Raw genomic sequence first — 15,161 nt, 5'->3', positions numbered from 1 at the left:
GAAATGAGAGGGCCAGGACATGGTGTCGCAACAACAGGAAATGGGCGAGGCGCCCAGCGGAAGGTCGGTCGCAGGCAACGTGATCCGCGGATCACTGGGCAACTTGATCGAGTGGTACGACTGGTACGTCTACGCGGCGTTCAGCATCTACTTCGCCAGCGTGTTCTTCCCCTCGGGCAATCCGACGGCGCAGCTGCTGAACACCGCGGGGATCTTTGCAGTCGGATTCCTGATCCGACCGCTGGGTGGTTGGGTGTTCGGCCGCTACGCCGACCGTTTCGGGCGCCGCGCCGCGTTGACCCTATCGGTCACCATGATGGGTGCCGGCTCGCTCGGCATCGCTGTGCTGCCCGGATACGAGCAGATCGGGGCGCTGGCGCCGATCCTGTTGGTCGCAGCGCGCCTGCTGCAGGGATTGTCACTTGGAGGCGAGTACGGCACGTCGGCGACGTACCTGAGCGAAGTGGCCACGCCCCACCGCCGCGGCTTCTACTCCTCGTTTCAGTACGTGACGCTGACGAGCGGTCAACTGCTCGCTCTCGGCGTGCAGATCGTGCTGCAGCAGATCCTCACGCCGGAACAGATGCACGGCTGGGGTTGGCGGATCGCTTTCGTCATCGGCGCGGTGGCCGCCGTGACCGTGATGTGGCTGCGACGCACGATGGACGAGTCGGCGAACTTCGAGCTGGCAGTCAGTGAGAGCGCCGAGACCACCGAGCGAGGCAGCCTCCGGGTCTTGCTGTCCTACCCCCGAGAGTGCCTGACCGTCGTCGGTCTGACCCTCGGCGGCACCATCGCGTTCTACACATTCACGACCTACATGCAGAAGTTCATGATCAACACGACGGGCCTGCCCAAGGAACAGGTGACCTGGATCAACTTCGTGGCACTCGTCCTCTTCGTCGTCATTCAACCGCTTTTCGGTGCACTCTCGGACCGAATCGGCCGCCGCCCGCTGCTCATTGCCTTCGGCTGTGGCGCAACCCTTTTCACCGTCCCACTGCTCACGGCGGTGTCTCGGGCCGACTCCGCGCTCACTGCGTTCTGCCTCATGCTCCTGGGCCTGCTCATAGTGTCGGGCTACACGTCGATCAACGCCGTGGTGAAGGCCGAACTCTTCCCCGCCCGTATTCGAGCGCTCGGCGTCGGACTACCGTATGCACTCACCGTTGCGATCTTCGGCGGCACCACCGAGTACATCGCCCTGGGACTCAAGAGCATCGGGCACGAGAACTGGTTCTTCTTCTACGTGGCGGGCGCGGGTTTGGTCTCGCTGTTGGTCTACCTGTTCATGGGCGAATCCTCGGCACGCTCGCACTTGGAGCGCGAGGAACGCGAACTTCATGCCGTCGACCCCGAACCCGCCAATATCGTGCAGGTTTCGGGTAGCGCTTCGTAGCATCACCACCATGCGGGTTCTGCTCGTGGAAGACGATGAGGGGGTGGCGTCGGCGCTGGCCGAGCTTCTCGGTCAGACCGGCGCCACCGTCGTCCACGCAAGTCGTGGCGCTGATGCGCTGCATCGTGTCAAGGGCTGCGATCTGGTCCTGTTGGATCTTGGGTTGCCAGATATGGACGGCCTAGACGTACTCCGAACGCTGCGGCGTGCGTCGACGGTGCCGGTGATCATCATGACCGCCCGAGACAGCGACGGCGCCGTGGTGCTGGGGCTTCGCGCTGGAGCTGACGACTATCTGGTCAAGCCCGTGCGCAAAGCCGTGCTGCTGGCGCGAATCCACGCCGTCATGAGACGCCTCCGCCGTGTCGGCAGCGACAGCCCAACCCCAATCAGCCCCGTCGTCGCGGGCCCCGTCACGATCTACCGTGACCGTCATGAAGTCACACTCGAGGGAAGACTCGAGGCGCTGACCAAGACCGAGTTCCAGATCCTGGCCACCCTGGCCTCCCGCCAGGGCGAGGCGGTCAGCCGCGAGGACCTCATGCTGGAGGTGTGGGGCACCGCCGTCGTCGGCCGGTCCAGATCGTTGGACTTCTTCATCGGACAGATAAGAGCAAAGCTCGCCGGTCTGCCGCTACAGACCGTGCGCGGCTTCGGTTTTCGGTTGGACTCCTGATATGGGTCTGCGAGTTCGGGTGGTGCTCGTAGTCCTGTCCCTTCTCACCATCGCCGCCCTTGCGGTCCCCCTCGCGCTGAGCCTGGCCGACCGGCGAACCGCCGCACTCGCTGAGGAACGGGGTCGCCAGCTTGCCGCGCTGGCGGCCTCCGCGGCCATGCCCGACACTCCCCTGCATCGACTGGTCGAGCGCTATCACGACGTATACGGGGAGGGCATCCTCGTCGTCGATTCCGATGGTCGCCCCCTGGCCGCCGGTGGTCTGAGCGTCGAGGATCCCGCAGTCGCGGATGCGGCCGAACGAGCCCTCGTCGACGCACCCGACGTGCGGTGGACGCGGATCTGGCCGTGGGACCGCCGTGAGGTTCCGGTGGCCGCCGGTGTGCGACGCGAAGGGGAGCTGGCCGGTGCCGTGGTGATCGCCGTCGACACGTCGATCGCGGCACGCGGTATCGCCATCGGCTGGATGTGGGTGGCCGTCGGCTGCCTGGCTCTCCTGGTACTGGCACTCCTGGTCGCACGTGCCCTCACGCGGTGGGTGCTGCGCCCGGTCAACGGCCTCGAGCGCGCGGTCGCCGACATGACCGAGGGGGTCGCTGGACCACCTGCCGATGTCGCGGGTCCACCCGAACTCCGTCACTTCAGCTCGGCGTTCAACACCATGGCACAAGTGGTTCGGGGCTCGCTCGATCGCCAACGGCGCCTCGTCGCCGATGCGTCACATCAACTTCGCAATCCGTTGGCAGCCGTGCGACTGCGCGCCGACAACCTCGAGGACCACGTGGCCGAGGCGGGACGGCCGACGTATGTGTCGATGACCGCCGAGCTCGACCGCCTGGAGAATCTCCTGCAACAGCTGCTGCGGCTGGCCCGCGCGGAGGAGGTCAGCGGTAGTCGGATGGCGGGCCTGTCCCCCACCGCCGCGAGTTCGACCGACCTCGAGGAGGTCGTCACCGAACGCATCGCGTTCTGGCGGCCCGTCGCCGACCAGCAGAACCAGCGGCTGCGCTTCGTCTCGGATCGTCCCGGCCTGGCGGTGCCACTGGCCCGGCACGACGTAGAGCAGTTGCTAGACGTCGCACTGGACAACGCCATTCGGTACGCCGGACCGGATACCACGATCACAGCCTCGACCGAGTGCACCGACGATATGGTCGACCTGATCGTCAGCGACGACGGTGCCGGTCTTCCCGACGAGGACCTGTCCCGTGCCGCCGGGCGATTCTGGCGAGGTCGAGACGACCGCTCCGGTACCGGCCTCGGGCTGGCCATCGCCGGTGAGATCACGACAGGCCACGGTGGGACGACCGCAGTGGAGCGGGCGCCCGAGGGTGGTCTCCTGATCCGCTATCGGCTGCCCACGACGAGTACCCCGACGTGACGGGCAGTCAGCGGATCGCGCTGAGTCGCCGCGCATTCATCGCCGCGACGGCGGCGCTGGCCGTGGGCTGCGCGGACCGCGAACCCCCCGGACGAGTGCGTCTGGCCGCCGGCGAGCGAGGTGGGCTGTATTTGGCGTTCGCGGAACTTCTGGCGAAGCAGCTCGGAAGCCGTGATCGAGACATCGGCGTCGACGTCATGTCAACCGAGGGCAGCGTCGACAATCTCGTCCGCCTGCGTTCGGGGGACGTGGATTTCGGGCTAGTACTTGCTGACGTCGCCGAGCGGGACCGGGCCACGGGCCCCACCGACAGTGCGCCGCAGGCAGTCGCCCGGGTGTACGAAAACTATCTCCAGGTGATCGTGCGGGACTCCGCTGAGTTTGACGAGCTCGCCGACCTTGCAGGCCGAGCGATATCCATAGGCCCGGGCGGGTCGGGTGCGGCGGCAACCAGTGAGGTGATGCTCGAGGCCTCGGGACTTCGCGGCCGGGTGGCGACCGAGAGGTACCGCCTGAGAGAGGGACTGGCTCGGCTGGCGGACGGCGGTGTGAACGCCCTCGTGTGGTCCGGCGGTGTGCCGACACCGGCCATCGCCGATCTGGATGCACAAGTGCCACTGCGGATGCTGGACATCGGCCGGCTCGCGGCACCGATGAGCCAGCTCTCCGGCTACCCCTACCTTGTCCGCACCGTACCGAGCGGTGCCTACGTGCCACCCGGTCTTCGCTCCATCGGTGTGCCGAATCTGCTGCTGTGCCGGCAGGACATCTCAGCGGACCTCGTCGGCACCGTCGTGGACGTAATCGCCAATGATGCAGCGCAACTGGTTCCACCCCACGTGCGCGGCCTGCAGTACCTGGACCCGCCGTCGATGGTCCAGACCGGCCTGATTCCGCTGCATCCGGGCGCGGTGCGCGCCTACCGTCGACTTCACGGGTGATGGTGCATCCCCGCTAGAGCACCGAACCTGTGAATCGTGCAAGGGAATCCACGCCGAGTCCGTGCTCCCATTCCCTCCCGGAGATGGCCCGCGCGACCATGAGGACTGACAGCACGGTTGTCCGCACGCTGAGTGGTGGAGGGCTCATCATGAGTACGAACGGAAGGGCACTACTCGCCGCGGCCGTCGCGGGAGCGTTGGTCATCGGCGGGGTGCACTGGCTGAACCGGCCCAATACGGACACGCCGCGGGAGGGATGTCCCACGGTGGTCGTCGCAGCCTCCGTCGAGAAGTCCGACCTGATGGCCGAGGTCGCCGATCGATACAACAAATCCGACCGCACGGTGAACGGCGCCTGCTACGGAATCGCGATCAGCGCAATGGCTTCCGGTGTCGCCGAGAAGCGCCTCACCGATGCGAGCTGGGATCCGGCATGGGGGTCCGCACCCGATGCCTGGTCACCCGCGGCATCCACCTGGCTGCAACTTTTGCGTCACGACCGCGCCGCTTCGGACCGGCCTGACATCCTGGCCGATGACAACGCGTCGGTGGTGTCCACGCCGATCGTCCTCGCGATGCCCGAACCGAAGGCGAGGGCGCTGGGCTGGCCCGAAGCTGCCATCGGCTGGTCTGACCTGCTTGCACTCGCGAATCACCCGGCCGGTTGGGCGTCCAAGGGGCACCCCGAGTGGGGTGCCTTCAAGTTGGGCAAGACCAACCCCAACGTGTCCACATCGGGGCTGTCCGCGATCGTCGGCGCTTTCGTCGCGGCCACCGGAACATCCAGCGACCTGACCCTGGACACGCTGCGGGATCCGCGCGTTCGTGATTTCGTTGCCGGAGTCGAGAAGTCGGTCGCGCACTACGGTGACACCGCGCTCACGTTCCTCACGAATCTACAGCGGGCCGACGACGCCGGCGCCGCTCTCGGCTACGTCAGCGCTGTGGCCGTCGAGGAGAAGTCCATCGTGGACTACAACGCGGGGAATCCTTCTGGCGACCTTCAGACGCTGGGACGACACGCCGCGCCGCGAGTGCCCTTGGTCGCGATCTACCCGAAAGAGGGAACGCTCAACAGCGACAGCCCCTTCGCAGTCCTTGAGGCACCGTGGTCGGAGTTGGGCAAGCAGTCCGGCGCCCGGGACTTCTTGGACTACCTACGTGAGCCGGCACAGCAGGAGTTGTTCACCGACAATGGCTTCCGTACATTCGATGGCCGGACCGGCATTGTCATCAGCGACTGCGACTTCTTCGCCGAGGATGTGGGCGTCGTCCTGTCGCCGCCGAGCCCGCCCGTCTTGGCGGCTGTGCGCGCGGACTGGACAGACCTGCGCAAGCCCGCGCGAGTCTTGTTGGTACTTGACGTGTCCGGGTCGATGGCTGGCTCCGCCGGCACTGGGCGGAGTCGTCTGGAGCTGGCTCAGACCGCAGCCGTCAACGGCCTCGCACAGCTCTCCGATACCGACGAGGTCGGGTTGTGGACATTTCCGGCTCCAGCCCAGGGGCAGGTGTTCTGGGAGCAATTGCCGCTCGCCCCGCTCGGTCCGCAACGGCAGTCGATGATCGCGCGCATACAACAGCTCGTCCCGGCGGGCGGTACTCCGCTCTATGCCGTCACCAGGAAGGCGTCGCAGGCAGTGAGTCTCGGCGCGCGCGATGACGTGATCAACGCTGTCGTGGTGATGACCGATGGTCAGAACGAGTATCCGGAGGACGACGATCTCGCCGGTCTGGTCCGACAGTTGGGTGAGCAGGCTCTGGAGGGTGGTGTCCGCGTCTTCACGATCGCTTACGGCGAGGACGCCGACCTGGGCACCGCCAGGCAGATCTCAGATGCCTCGCGCGCCGCCGCGTATGACGCGACCGACCCGCTGACGATCGACGAGGTCTTCACCAACGTTCTGTCGAACTTCTGATGATGAGCACTCGTTGTGGAGCGCGGCTGCTGACGACTGCGTGCGACCCGTGGCTGCTGCTGCTGTCTGCGTTCGGTGGCGGCACGGCGTGGGCGTTGGGCGCCCCGATCCCGATCTCGGTGAGCACGGCCGCTGCGATGTTGGTGACAGCGGCCGCGGTCGATGCCCTCACTCGGTCAAGGAGTCAGAGGCCAACGTCGCCGCCGCCGGGGACGCCGCAGCAGGCGTTGATCCACCTTCTCGACGGACACGTGAGCTCATTGAGGTCCATGCAGACGGCGACGCTACCGATTGCGGTGCAGACGAGGACCGCGGACGCAGTGGCAGCCGCTGACACCGCCCGGCCGTCGGTGCTGGCGGTGGCAGCGGCAGTGGACGCGTTGGACGACACGATTATGGCCGCCTGCAAGGTCTCTGGTCACGGCGAGCACGCGACGGAGTCGATCAGGAACACCGTCGACCGGCTGAGGTCGCGGCGCGCCGCTCTACTCGCCGGACTCACCGCCACAGTGGACGAGGTGGCCACCGTGTACGCGGGGCTGTTGGAGTTGTCGGCAACGGCGCGCACTGTCGGTGTCTCGCTTGACGATACGAACGTCGGCGCGGTCAACGACTCGATAACGCTGTTGCAGACGACTTTCGCAGAACTGGAGGCGGACGCAACGAGACTACCCATCGATGGGCTGGCCTAGACCGGCCCGAATCCGAATTGGACTGTCGCCCATCGGATTGCCGCCCCGCAGACGGCGTCGTTCATTGACGCGCGAGCCGCCGTACAGGGGGTGAAAAGCAGGAAACCCCCGGACTGATCAGGAATGGCACTGGGTTGCAGCGCGCATACCGATCAGCTCGGGGGTTGTCCGGAGGGAAGGTCTAGAGGGCGGTGACGCCGACCGCCTGGGGACCCTTCGCACCCTGCGTGATGTCGAACTTCACGCGCTGATTCTCCTCCAGCGTGCGGAATCCGCCCGACTGGATCTCGGAGTAGTGAACGAACACATCTGCCGCGCCGCCGTCAGGCGAGATGAAGCCGAAGCCCTTCTCGCTGTTGAACCACTTGACGGTTCCTTCTGCCATGCTCTTACTTCCTTCTTCTTCTAACAATGAATGCAACTGATGTGCATCCAGATCTGGGGGGACGGTATTGGACTAGGTGCGATCACCAATTCGGATTGGGATCACGAGACTCGTACGAAGTGAGTGAGCGAAGACCGTCACAAGTGCGGCGCTCCTGCCCGACCGCAAACCGGCCAATCCTCAAATCGACGACGTCACGACTAGATCAGTCGTGCGACGAAATACCGTCGATGTGGAGTCACTCTACCGGCTTTTCGTCGCCGTCCCAACAGTTAGCCGAATATGGGTTTCGGCATGGTCCGTCGTGGAGCGGCCGCTGAGCCTGCAACGCAGTCCCCTCGCAGGTGCTCGAACACGGCACTCGGACAGCGCAGCGGGACCTTTCACCTCCTCATGTCCGGGTGCCCGATTCGGTGCGGCAGGCATCACACGTCGTGCATGCACCACGGCGTGTCGCGCACTGTTTCGACGCATCCGCCGCCGAACGAACCCTCCCCTTGGGACCCGTGGGGCGCATGTGACTCGCAATCAGCGATATCGACCGCCTGTCGGGGGCGTGCGACGGTAGTCTTTGGACGGCTATCGCGGTACCCACCACCAGGTCATACGCGAGGAGCGGAGACCGTCTTGAGCACTCGCAGAGCAGCGATACGACGACCGTGACCTCCGATCGCCCCGCGACAGGTGAGGATCTTCCGCAGATCCTGGCCGACTCCATCACGAACCTCCTCGACAAGCCTCGAGCCCGTGGCTGGATCCACCTGGTGGTCGCCGTGCTGGCCGTCGTTGCAGGTGCGGCGCTGGTCGCGGTCGCGGCCGTCAATGTCTCATCGCGGGCCGGGTGGGCGACCCTCATCTACGCCGTGGCCATCATCGCCATGTTCAGTGTCAGCGCCATCTATCACCGCGTGGATTGGATCTCCCCGATCACCGAGAAATGGATGATGCGCCTCGATCACTCGCTGATCTTCGTCTTCATAGCGGGCAGCTACACCCCGTTCGCACTGTTGGCCATGCCGCACCACACCGGCACCGACCTGCTGATCCTGGTGTGGACCGGCGCTGCGGCCGGTGTCGCGTTGAAGATGCTCTGGCCATCCGCGCCGCGGTGGGTCGGTGTCCCCCTCTACCTGCTGCTGGGGTGGGCGGCGATCGGGTTCGCCGGATCGCTCAAGGACGGCGGCGGCCTGGTGGCGGTGGTATTGCTGGTGGCCGGTGGCGTGCTCTATAACGTTGGCGCGGTGTTCTACGGCTTTCGATGGCCCAACCCCTGGCCCCAGACGTTCGGCTATCACGAGTTCTTCCACGCGTTCACCGCAGTGGCCGCGGTCTGCCACTACGCCGCCGTGTGGGTGGTGCTGCGGTAGTGACGCCGTCGCCAACGACGACCACGACACCGACCACCATCCCGGCGCTCCTCGAACACAGTGCGCGTGAGTTCGGCGGGCACACCTACCTGATAACCCCCGATGAACGGCTCACCTACCAAGAGGCCGAACAGCGTTCGGCCGTGGCCGCGCGGTGGCTGCTGCGCGAGGGCGTCGGCAAGGGCACCAGGGTGGGGCTGTTCTTCGCGAACGGTGTCGACTGGGTGATCTGGTGGCTTGCCGCATCGCGGATAGGGGCGCTGGCCGTGCCGCTGAGCACGATGTACACACCCGCCGAGCTCGCCAAGGTGGTCAGGCTCGCCGACATCGGTCTGCTCGTTGCGCCTGATCGCGTGCTCACGGTCGATGTCGCCGAGCGGCTCGAGGCAGCGCTGCCCGGGCTCGTTGATCAGCAGACCGGGGCTCTGGTCCTGGGCACTGCGCCCTACCTGCGTCGCATCGCGATCACCGGCGACACTGACCGGCGCTGGGCCACCCGGTATGACGAGGCGGCCACCGCCTCCGTGCCTCCTGCGGTGCTGGCCGCGGTCGAGGCAGAGGTCTCCGCTGCCGATCTCGCGGTCATGGTGCACACCTCCGGATCCACCGCGGACCCGAAGGGCGTCATTCACACCCACGGCACCCTGGTCAGGCAGACCGCGACCTGGCCCGCAGCGGTTCGTGTCGTCACCGGATGGGACGGCGCCACCCGGGTGCTGTGCGCGATGCCGTTCTTCTGGGTCGGCGGGCTCCTCGCGGTGACGGGCGCGCTGCACGAGCCCACCACGGTCCTGGTCCTGCCGCGGCTGGATGCCGAGACAGCGCTTGACATGGTTGAGAGGGAGCGGGTCACCGGGGTCGTGGGTTGGCCGGCGTTCACCCAGCGACTGCGTGAGCATTCGACATTCGGCCGTCGCGATCTGAGCAGTGCGCCGCTGCTGCGCGAGGGCCCGTTGGACATCGCTATGACCGACGTCCCGGACGGATATCCCGTGCACCGCACCATGTCCGAGACCGCAGGCGGCTTCGCTCATACCGATATCGCGATCATCGGCGATGACGGAACACCGGTGGATTCGGGCGTCGTCGGTGAGCTTCGCATCCGCGGAGTCGGTGTGATGGTCGGTTACAACAAGCGGGAGCGGTGGGAGACCTTCGACGAGGACGGTTGGTATCACACCGGCGATCTGGTCTACCGCAACGACGGTGACCCGCGCCTGTTCTACGTCGGGCGCACAAGCGAACTGATCAAGGCAGGCGGTGCGAACGTGTCACCGTTGGAGGTCGAGGCCGTGATCGCCGACTTCGCCGACGTGACGCAGTGCATCGTCGTGGGCATCGAGGATCCAGTGCGCGGTGAGGAGGTCTGCGCCGTGATCGTGCCCGCTAACACGGAACTCGACGTGGCATCCCTCGCGTCACGTGCGCGCGAGCAACTCTCGGCGTACAAGGTGCCCACGCGATGGGCGATCGCGGCCAGTGACCAGATTCCGACGCTGCAGAGCGGCAAGCTCAACCGGAGGGCACTGCGCGATCTCGTCGTCGACGGCGTCCTGACGTCAGTGAGCTCGTAACGCGTTTCGCGTCATCCCCACAGTCTGCGGAGCCGACTACCGAAGGGGTGCTTCACGGTCAGCGAGCCGAACCTGACGTGGCCGCGCAGCACGACGTGCACCCGGCCGGCGGGCGGTGCGGTGTTGGCACGGGAATGGGCGCTGCTGCCCAGGCACCTCAGGTCGTTGATGTCCACCGTGAAGTCGTCGGGCACCACGATCTCGGTGCTGCTGCACATGTCGTCGACGTCGACCGTGATGACCGGGGTACGGACATCGGCCTGCGTGAGATCGAGTTTCACGTCGGAGAACCGCGTCTTGAGCGCCAGCCGCTCGGGCGCCCGCCAGTTCCCCGACCGGTGAATCGAGGACATGGTCACCTTGATCGGAAGTGCCGCGGTCGCCGAGGGCAACGAGAATTGGCGGGGGTCGGTGGCGACATGCGAACCGGGTAGGTCGGCCACGACCTCGCTCAACTCGCCCCTCGTCCGCGCGGCCAGTGCGGCGTCCATGCGGGAGCTGAACTCGTCCAGGGTGATCATGCCCTCGCCGACGGCGCGGTGCAGCATCTCGACCACGCGCTCGCGATCCGCATCCCCTACCCGCAGGTCTCGTTCGTCCACTCGACCCAGGATAGGGGTTGGCCTGCCGCGGTTTACGCTGACGCACGTGTCCGATCAAGATCGTCTGCGCTGGGACGAGCGGTACGCAGATCGTGGACCGGTGCCACTCGACGACGTGTCACTACCCCCGGTGTTCGAGCCGTTCGCCGACGTGTTCCCGACCGCGGGACACGCTATCGATCTCGCATGTGGTCGCGGGGCGGCCGCGGTGTGGCTCGCCCGACGCGGCATGACGGTGTCGGGCTTCGACGTCTCCGCCGTGGCAGTGGCCCAGGCCGGTGAACTGGCGTTGGCCAGCGGTGTGATGCAACGCTGCCGTTTCGTGGCCGTCGACCTCGATGCCGGTCTGCCCGCCGGGCCGCCCGCGGACGTCGTGCTGTGTCACAGGTTTCGCGACTCCCGACTGGACAGCGACATCGTCGCGAGGCTCGCTCCCGGTGGAGTGCTGGCTATCAGCGCGCTCAGCGAGGTGGGCGCCTCCCCCGGCCCATTCCGGGTCAAGGCCGGCGAGTTGAACGCAGCGTTCGGCATCCTCGAACCGATCGCCGCAGGCGAGGGCGACGGAGAAGCCTGGCTTCTGGCCCGCAAGTAGACGTGCCAGCCAGTTGGGCGACGCACGCGGCTATCGTCGCCTGCGTGCTCGAACCCCTTTGGACTGCCGCAACCAACCATGTGTTCCTCGACTCCGTGCGCGAGGGCACGATCACGGACTCAGCGTTCGACCGCTGGCTGGCCCAGGATGCGGTCTTCGTCGCGGACCTCCTGCGCTTCCAGGCGCGATTGCTCGCCCGGGCACCACGATCCGCCCAGTCGACGCTCGCGGGTGGGTGCGTTGCCCTGGTCGAGGAGCTGGACTGGTTCGACGTGCAATCCGCGCGGCGAGGCATCGACACCGAACAACCGGCGCTTCCCGCGACCCTCGCCTACCGGGACCTGCTCGTGCGGCTGGACAACGCACCCTTCGACGCGGCGATCACCGCGCTGTGGGTTCTGGAACGGGTGTACCTGCTCGCCTGGACCGTTGCGGCGTCCCCGGAATCGCCGTTCTCCGAGTTCACCGATCACTGGACGACCCCGGAATTCGCCGGCTACGTCGAGGCGCTCGGCGCTCTGGCCACACCGGATGGTCACGACGACCTCATCGCTGAGGTCCTGTCGTACGAGGTGGCGTTCTGGGATATGGCGCTGCCGAATCTGTGAACAGAATTGATTTTGTGTCTAGTTAGTCGTTGACACCCGACACTCGCGCGGGTTCTGATGTGGACGTGACGACCGACGCATCCACCGCGACGGCCACGCCGCCGCAGATCTATCCAGTCGACCTCGCGAGGTCGATGCGCGATGTCGTGGCCGCGGAGGCCGCCGCATCGGAACGACTTCGCACACTCTCTGCGCCGATCGTCGATGCGATGTGGTCGAGCGGCCTGATGACATCGTTCAACCCGGTGGTCGCTGGTGGCACGGAACCCTCCTTCGCTCAGATGATCGAGGCGTGGATCGAGATGGCTTGGCAGGACGGGTCATTCGGCTGGACAGGTATTGCGAACATGCCGTCGTCGCTGGCCGCGGCGACCTATCTGCCCGAGGCGGGTTTCGAGGAGGTGTTCACCCGCAATGGCAATCGCGTGACCCTCGGCGGCCAGTTCGCCCCGAATGGCCAAGGTGTGGTTGTCGATGGCGGCTACCGCTTGACCGGGGCGTGGAACTTCGGCTCCGGCACGGCGCACTCGGCGTATGTGGCGGCCGGCTTCCTGCCGATGGAAGGCGGCGAGATGCGCTGGATCGCCGATGGCATCCCCGAGATGATGATCGCCGTCCTGCCGCGTGATGAGGTCACCTTCACCGACGGCTGGCACGTCCAAGGGCTCAAGGGCACAGGCTCCTACGACTACAACGTGGCGGACCTGTTCGTGCCGGCATACCGGACGTTTCAGCTGTTCACCCGCGAACCCCTACGCGGTACCTCAGCGGTCGGTCGGATGGGCATGATGGCCGTGACCGGCGCCGGTCACGCGGCGTGGGCTCTGGGCGTCGCCAAGAGCATGCTCGACGATGTCCAGGAACTTGCCGCCACCAAGTACCGAATGTCAGATATGGCGGCGCTCGCGAGCCGGCCGACATTCCAGAAGAGCCTCGCCCATCACGTGATGAGTTGGCGCGCGGCGCGATTGCTCGTCCTCGACACCTACGGTCGGGCCGAGTCCGGCGTGCAGGCCGGTGCCGAGCTCACCCCGCAGGGCCGTGCCGACATGCGGGCCGCTGCGGTGTTTGCGACGGACCTTGCCCGCGCATGCGCCGAGTGGGCCCATCTCGCCGCAGGCACCACCTCCATCCGCGAGGGCAGCCGGTTGGAGCGGGCGTTCCGCGACATCTACACCGGTACACAGCACGCGTTCATCAGCGAGAAGGTCGCCATCGACGCGGCGCAGATATGGCTGGGCACCATCGAGGACCACTTCGCGCTGTAGCGCGGCTCGCCGACTTCACCTTCAGCTGATCGTCGGCTCGCCGACTTCAGCCAATCGTCGGCTCGCCGACTTCAGCCAATCGTCGGCTCGCCGACTTCAGCCAATCGTCGGCTCGCCGACTTCAGCCAATCGTCGGCTCGCCGACAGCGACCAGCATCTTGCCGATATTGGCCCCCGTGAAGAGTCCGTTGAGTGCGTCGACGCATGACCCGACACCCTCGAAGATCGTCTGCCGATGCCGCAGCAGGCCGTCCTGCTCCCACTGACGTAGCGCGGTGAAGGCCTCGTCGAAGCGACCCCACTGATCGAGGGCATTGAAGCCCTGCATCGACGCGGTTCGCGCCAGCAGGTTCACATAGTTCGACGGTCCGGGATGCTCGCCGGTGAGATAGCTGGAGATGACCCCGCACAGGACGACACGCGCCCGCGGTGCGAGACGGCCAAGCACCGCATCGAGGATCGGGCCACCGACGTTGTCGAAGTAGACATCGACCCCGCGCGGACAGTGCTGTTTGAGGCTGGCGGCCAGGCCGTCCTCGCGGTAGTCGATACACGCGTCGAAGCCGAAGTCCTCGACGACGGCCCGGCACTTCTGTGACCCACCGGCGATGCCGATCACACGGGCGCCGTGAATCTTGGCGATCTGTCCGGCGATTGACCCCGTGGCGCCCGCGGCGGCCGAGACCACGACGGTCTCGCCGTCCTTGGGCTTGCCGATGTCGACCATCCCGAAGTACGCCGTGGCGCCGGTCGGGCCATACACCGACATGATCGCCAACTGGTCGGTCAGCCCGGGCATCGGCGTGCTGAACAAGTCATCCCGGATGATGACGTACTCCTGGAATCCGGTCAGGGTCGTGACAATGTCGCCGACTGAGTAGGCGTCGCAGCGGGACGCCACGACCTCGCCGATACCGGCTGCACGGATGACCTCACCGAGTGCCACCGGCGGCAGGTAGCCGGGCTGGTCGTTCAGCCAGGTCCGTACCGCGGCGTCGATCCCCACGTAGGTGGTCCGCAGCAGCGCCTCGCCGTCGGCCGGCTCGGGAGCCGGTGACGCGACGATCTCAGTGTCCCCGGGTGCGACCGCCCCGGTGGGTCGACGGCGAAGCAGCACTTGGCGATTCATCGGAGCGGGCACATCGTGAACCTACCCAATCGGGTGCCCTCAGAATGCAGAACGCCCCTCGACGCCGTGAAGACGGGCCGAGGGGCGTTCTCGAGCGGATGGGGTCAGCCCGCAGCAGCGATGGCCGCGTCGTAGTTGGGCTCCTGGCCGATCTCGGGGACGAGCTCGGCGTAGGCCACATTGCCGTCCGCGCCGATGACAACGACGGCCCGGCCCAGCAGACCCGCCATCGGACCATCGGCGATCGTCATGCCGTAGTCCTCGCCGAAGGTGCCGCGGAACGCCGATGCCGTCGTGACGTTCTCGATGCCCTCCGCGCCGCAGAATCGCTTCTGCGCGAACGGCAGATCCTTCGAGACGCACACCACGGCCACGCCATTCCCGGCGGCGCGCTCGTTGAAGGTGCGGACGCTGGTGGCGCACACCGGCGTGTCCACCGACGGGAAGATGTTCAGCACGACCGACTTTCCGCGGTACTGCTCGCTGCTGATCTCGCCGAGGTCAGTTCCGGTCAGGGCGAAGCCAGGTGCCGGCGATCCGACGGTGGGCAGTTCTCCGACAGTGTTGATGGGGTTTCCGCGCAAGGTGATCTGTGCCATGCCGACAGTCTGCCAAGTCGGATGCCACAGCG

General features: G+C 66.4%; 15 protein-coding genes. 11 read left to right on the top strand and 4 right to left on the bottom strand.

Annotated elements, in window-relative coordinates; genetic code table 11:
* The first annotated feature begins 19 nt into the window (after window positions 1-19).
* The 6 genes from ABIA65_RS14495 (at window position 20) to ABIA65_RS14470 (ending at window position 7,005) form a co-directional block, all read left to right on the top strand.
* Window positions 20-1,399 (top strand): MFS transporter, encoded by a 1,380-nt coding sequence (locus ABIA65_RS14495; RefSeq protein ID WP_354523965.1) that lies wholly within the window; start codon window positions 20-22, stop codon window positions 1,397-1,399.
* A gap of 10 nt (window positions 1,400-1,409) precedes the next feature.
* Window positions 1,410-2,075, top strand: a complete 666-nt coding sequence (locus ABIA65_RS14490; protein ID WP_241405282.1) for a response regulator transcription factor — start codon at window positions 1,410-1,412, stop codon at window positions 2,073-2,075.
* Between the two features lies 1 nt (window position 2,076).
* Window positions 2,077-3,456 (top strand): HAMP domain-containing sensor histidine kinase, encoded by a 1,380-nt coding sequence (locus tag ABIA65_RS14485; protein WP_354523964.1) that lies wholly within the window; start codon window positions 2,077-2,079, stop codon window positions 3,454-3,456.
* Complete coding sequence (locus tag ABIA65_RS14480) at window positions 3,453-4,397, top strand: TAXI family TRAP transporter solute-binding subunit (protein ID WP_354523963.1); 945 nt, start codon at window positions 3,453-3,455, stop codon at window positions 4,395-4,397. The genes ABIA65_RS14485 and ABIA65_RS14480 overlap by 4 nt, the downstream gene beginning before the upstream one ends.
* 149 nt (window positions 4,398-4,546) lie before the next feature.
* Window positions 4,547-6,313: a substrate-binding and vWA domain-containing protein gene (locus tag ABIA65_RS14475; RefSeq protein ID WP_354523962.1), complete on the top strand. Its 1,767-nt coding sequence runs from the start codon at window positions 4,547-4,549 to the stop codon at window positions 6,311-6,313.
* A 2-nt stretch (window positions 6,314-6,315) separates the two neighbouring features.
* Window positions 6,316-7,005, top strand: coding sequence for a hypothetical protein (locus ABIA65_RS14470; protein WP_241405278.1), 690 nt, complete (start codon window positions 6,316-6,318; stop codon window positions 7,003-7,005).
* A 181-nt stretch (window positions 7,006-7,186) separates the two neighbouring features.
* Here the strand turns inward: ABIA65_RS14470 and ABIA65_RS14465 are convergent, their stop codons facing one another.
* Window positions 7,187-7,390 (bottom strand): cold-shock protein, encoded by a 204-nt coding sequence (locus tag ABIA65_RS14465; protein WP_241405277.1) that lies wholly within the window; start codon window positions 7,388-7,390, stop codon window positions 7,187-7,189.
* A gap of 659 nt (window positions 7,391-8,049) precedes the next feature.
* Between ABIA65_RS14465 and trhA the strand changes: the two genes are divergently transcribed.
* The gene (trhA, locus tag ABIA65_RS14460) at window positions 8,050-8,757 is read left to right on the top strand and encodes a PAQR family membrane homeostasis protein TrhA (protein WP_241405276.1); all 708 of its coding nucleotides are present in this window, start codon (window positions 8,050-8,052) and stop codon (window positions 8,755-8,757) included.
* The gene (locus ABIA65_RS14455; RefSeq protein ID WP_354523961.1) at window positions 8,757-10,331 is read left to right on the top strand and encodes a class I adenylate-forming enzyme family protein; all 1,575 of its coding nucleotides are present in this window, start codon (window positions 8,757-8,759) and stop codon (window positions 10,329-10,331) included. The genes trhA and ABIA65_RS14455 overlap by 1 nt, the downstream gene beginning before the upstream one ends.
* A gap of 11 nt (window positions 10,332-10,342) precedes the next feature.
* Here the strand turns inward: ABIA65_RS14455 and ABIA65_RS14450 are convergent, their stop codons facing one another.
* Window positions 10,343-10,933 (bottom strand): DUF1707 SHOCT-like domain-containing protein, encoded by a 591-nt coding sequence (locus ABIA65_RS14450; protein WP_354523960.1) that lies wholly within the window; start codon window positions 10,931-10,933, stop codon window positions 10,343-10,345.
* Window positions 10,934-10,979: 46 nt separating this feature from the next.
* On the opposite strand from ABIA65_RS14450, the gene ABIA65_RS14445 reads away from it, so the two are divergent.
* From ABIA65_RS14445 to ABIA65_RS14435, 3 genes are all read left to right on the top strand, one after another.
* Entirely contained in the window at window positions 10,980-11,525 is a 546-nt protein-coding gene (locus ABIA65_RS14445) for a class I SAM-dependent methyltransferase (protein ID WP_354523959.1), read from the top strand.
* A gap of 44 nt (window positions 11,526-11,569) precedes the next feature.
* Window positions 11,570-12,133 (top strand): TenA family protein, encoded by a 564-nt coding sequence (locus tag ABIA65_RS14440; protein WP_241405272.1) that lies wholly within the window; start codon window positions 11,570-11,572, stop codon window positions 12,131-12,133.
* 134 nt (window positions 12,134-12,267) lie between these two features.
* Window positions 12,268-13,401: an acyl-CoA dehydrogenase family protein gene (locus tag ABIA65_RS14435; protein WP_354524220.1), complete on the top strand. Its 1,134-nt coding sequence runs from the start codon at window positions 12,268-12,270 to the stop codon at window positions 13,399-13,401.
* Window positions 13,402-13,522: 121 nt separating this feature from the next.
* Here ABIA65_RS14435 and ABIA65_RS14430 read toward each other — a convergent pair whose 3' ends face one another.
* The gene (locus tag ABIA65_RS14430; protein ID WP_354523958.1) at window positions 13,523-14,542 is read right to left on the bottom strand and encodes an NADP-dependent oxidoreductase; all 1,020 of its coding nucleotides are present in this window, start codon (window positions 14,540-14,542) and stop codon (window positions 13,523-13,525) included.
* A 92-nt stretch (window positions 14,543-14,634) separates the two neighbouring features.
* Window positions 14,635-15,129: a thiol peroxidase gene (gene tpx, locus ABIA65_RS14425; protein ID WP_241405270.1), complete on the bottom strand. Its 495-nt coding sequence runs from the start codon at window positions 15,127-15,129 to the stop codon at window positions 14,635-14,637.
* Between the last annotated feature and the right edge of the window lie 32 nt (window positions 15,130-15,161).

This window comes from Mycolicibacterium sp. 624 (assembly GCF_040548615.1).
Lineage (GTDB): Bacteria > Actinomycetota > Actinomycetes > Mycobacteriales > Mycobacteriaceae > Mycobacterium.
The sequence above is the reverse complement of the archived record's forward strand: the minus strand, read 5'-3'. Positions and strand labels throughout refer to the sequence as shown.

Bases quoted from the DNA above. Each gene is read 5' to 3' on its own strand.
- ABIA65_RS14495 (WP_354523965.1), top strand. From the start codon at position 20: ATGGTGTCGCAACAACAGGAAATGGGCGAGGCGCCCAGCGGAAGGTCG.
- ABIA65_RS14490 (WP_241405282.1), top strand. From the start codon at position 1,410: ATGCGGGTTCTGCTCGTGGAAGACGATGAGGGGGTGGCGTCGGCGCTG.
- ABIA65_RS14485 (WP_354523964.1), top strand. From the start codon at position 2,077: ATGGGTCTGCGAGTTCGGGTGGTGCTCGTAGTCCTGTCCCTTCTCACC.
- ABIA65_RS14475 (WP_354523962.1), top strand. From the start codon at position 4,547: ATGAGTACGAACGGAAGGGCACTACTCGCCGCGGCCGTCGCGGGAGCG.
- ABIA65_RS14470 (WP_241405278.1), top strand. From the start codon at position 6,316: ATGAGCACTCGTTGTGGAGCGCGGCTGCTGACGACTGCGTGCGACCCG.
- ABIA65_RS14465 (WP_241405277.1), bottom strand. From the start codon at position 7,390: ATGGCAGAAGGAACCGTCAAGTGGTTCAACAGCGAGAAGGGCTTCGGC.
- ABIA65_RS14435 (WP_354524220.1), top strand. From the start codon at position 12,268: ATGCGCGATGTCGTGGCCGCGGAGGCCGCCGCATCGGAACGACTTCGC.
- tpx (WP_241405270.1), bottom strand. From the start codon at position 15,129: ATGGCACAGATCACCTTGCGCGGAAACCCCATCAACACTGTCGGAGAA.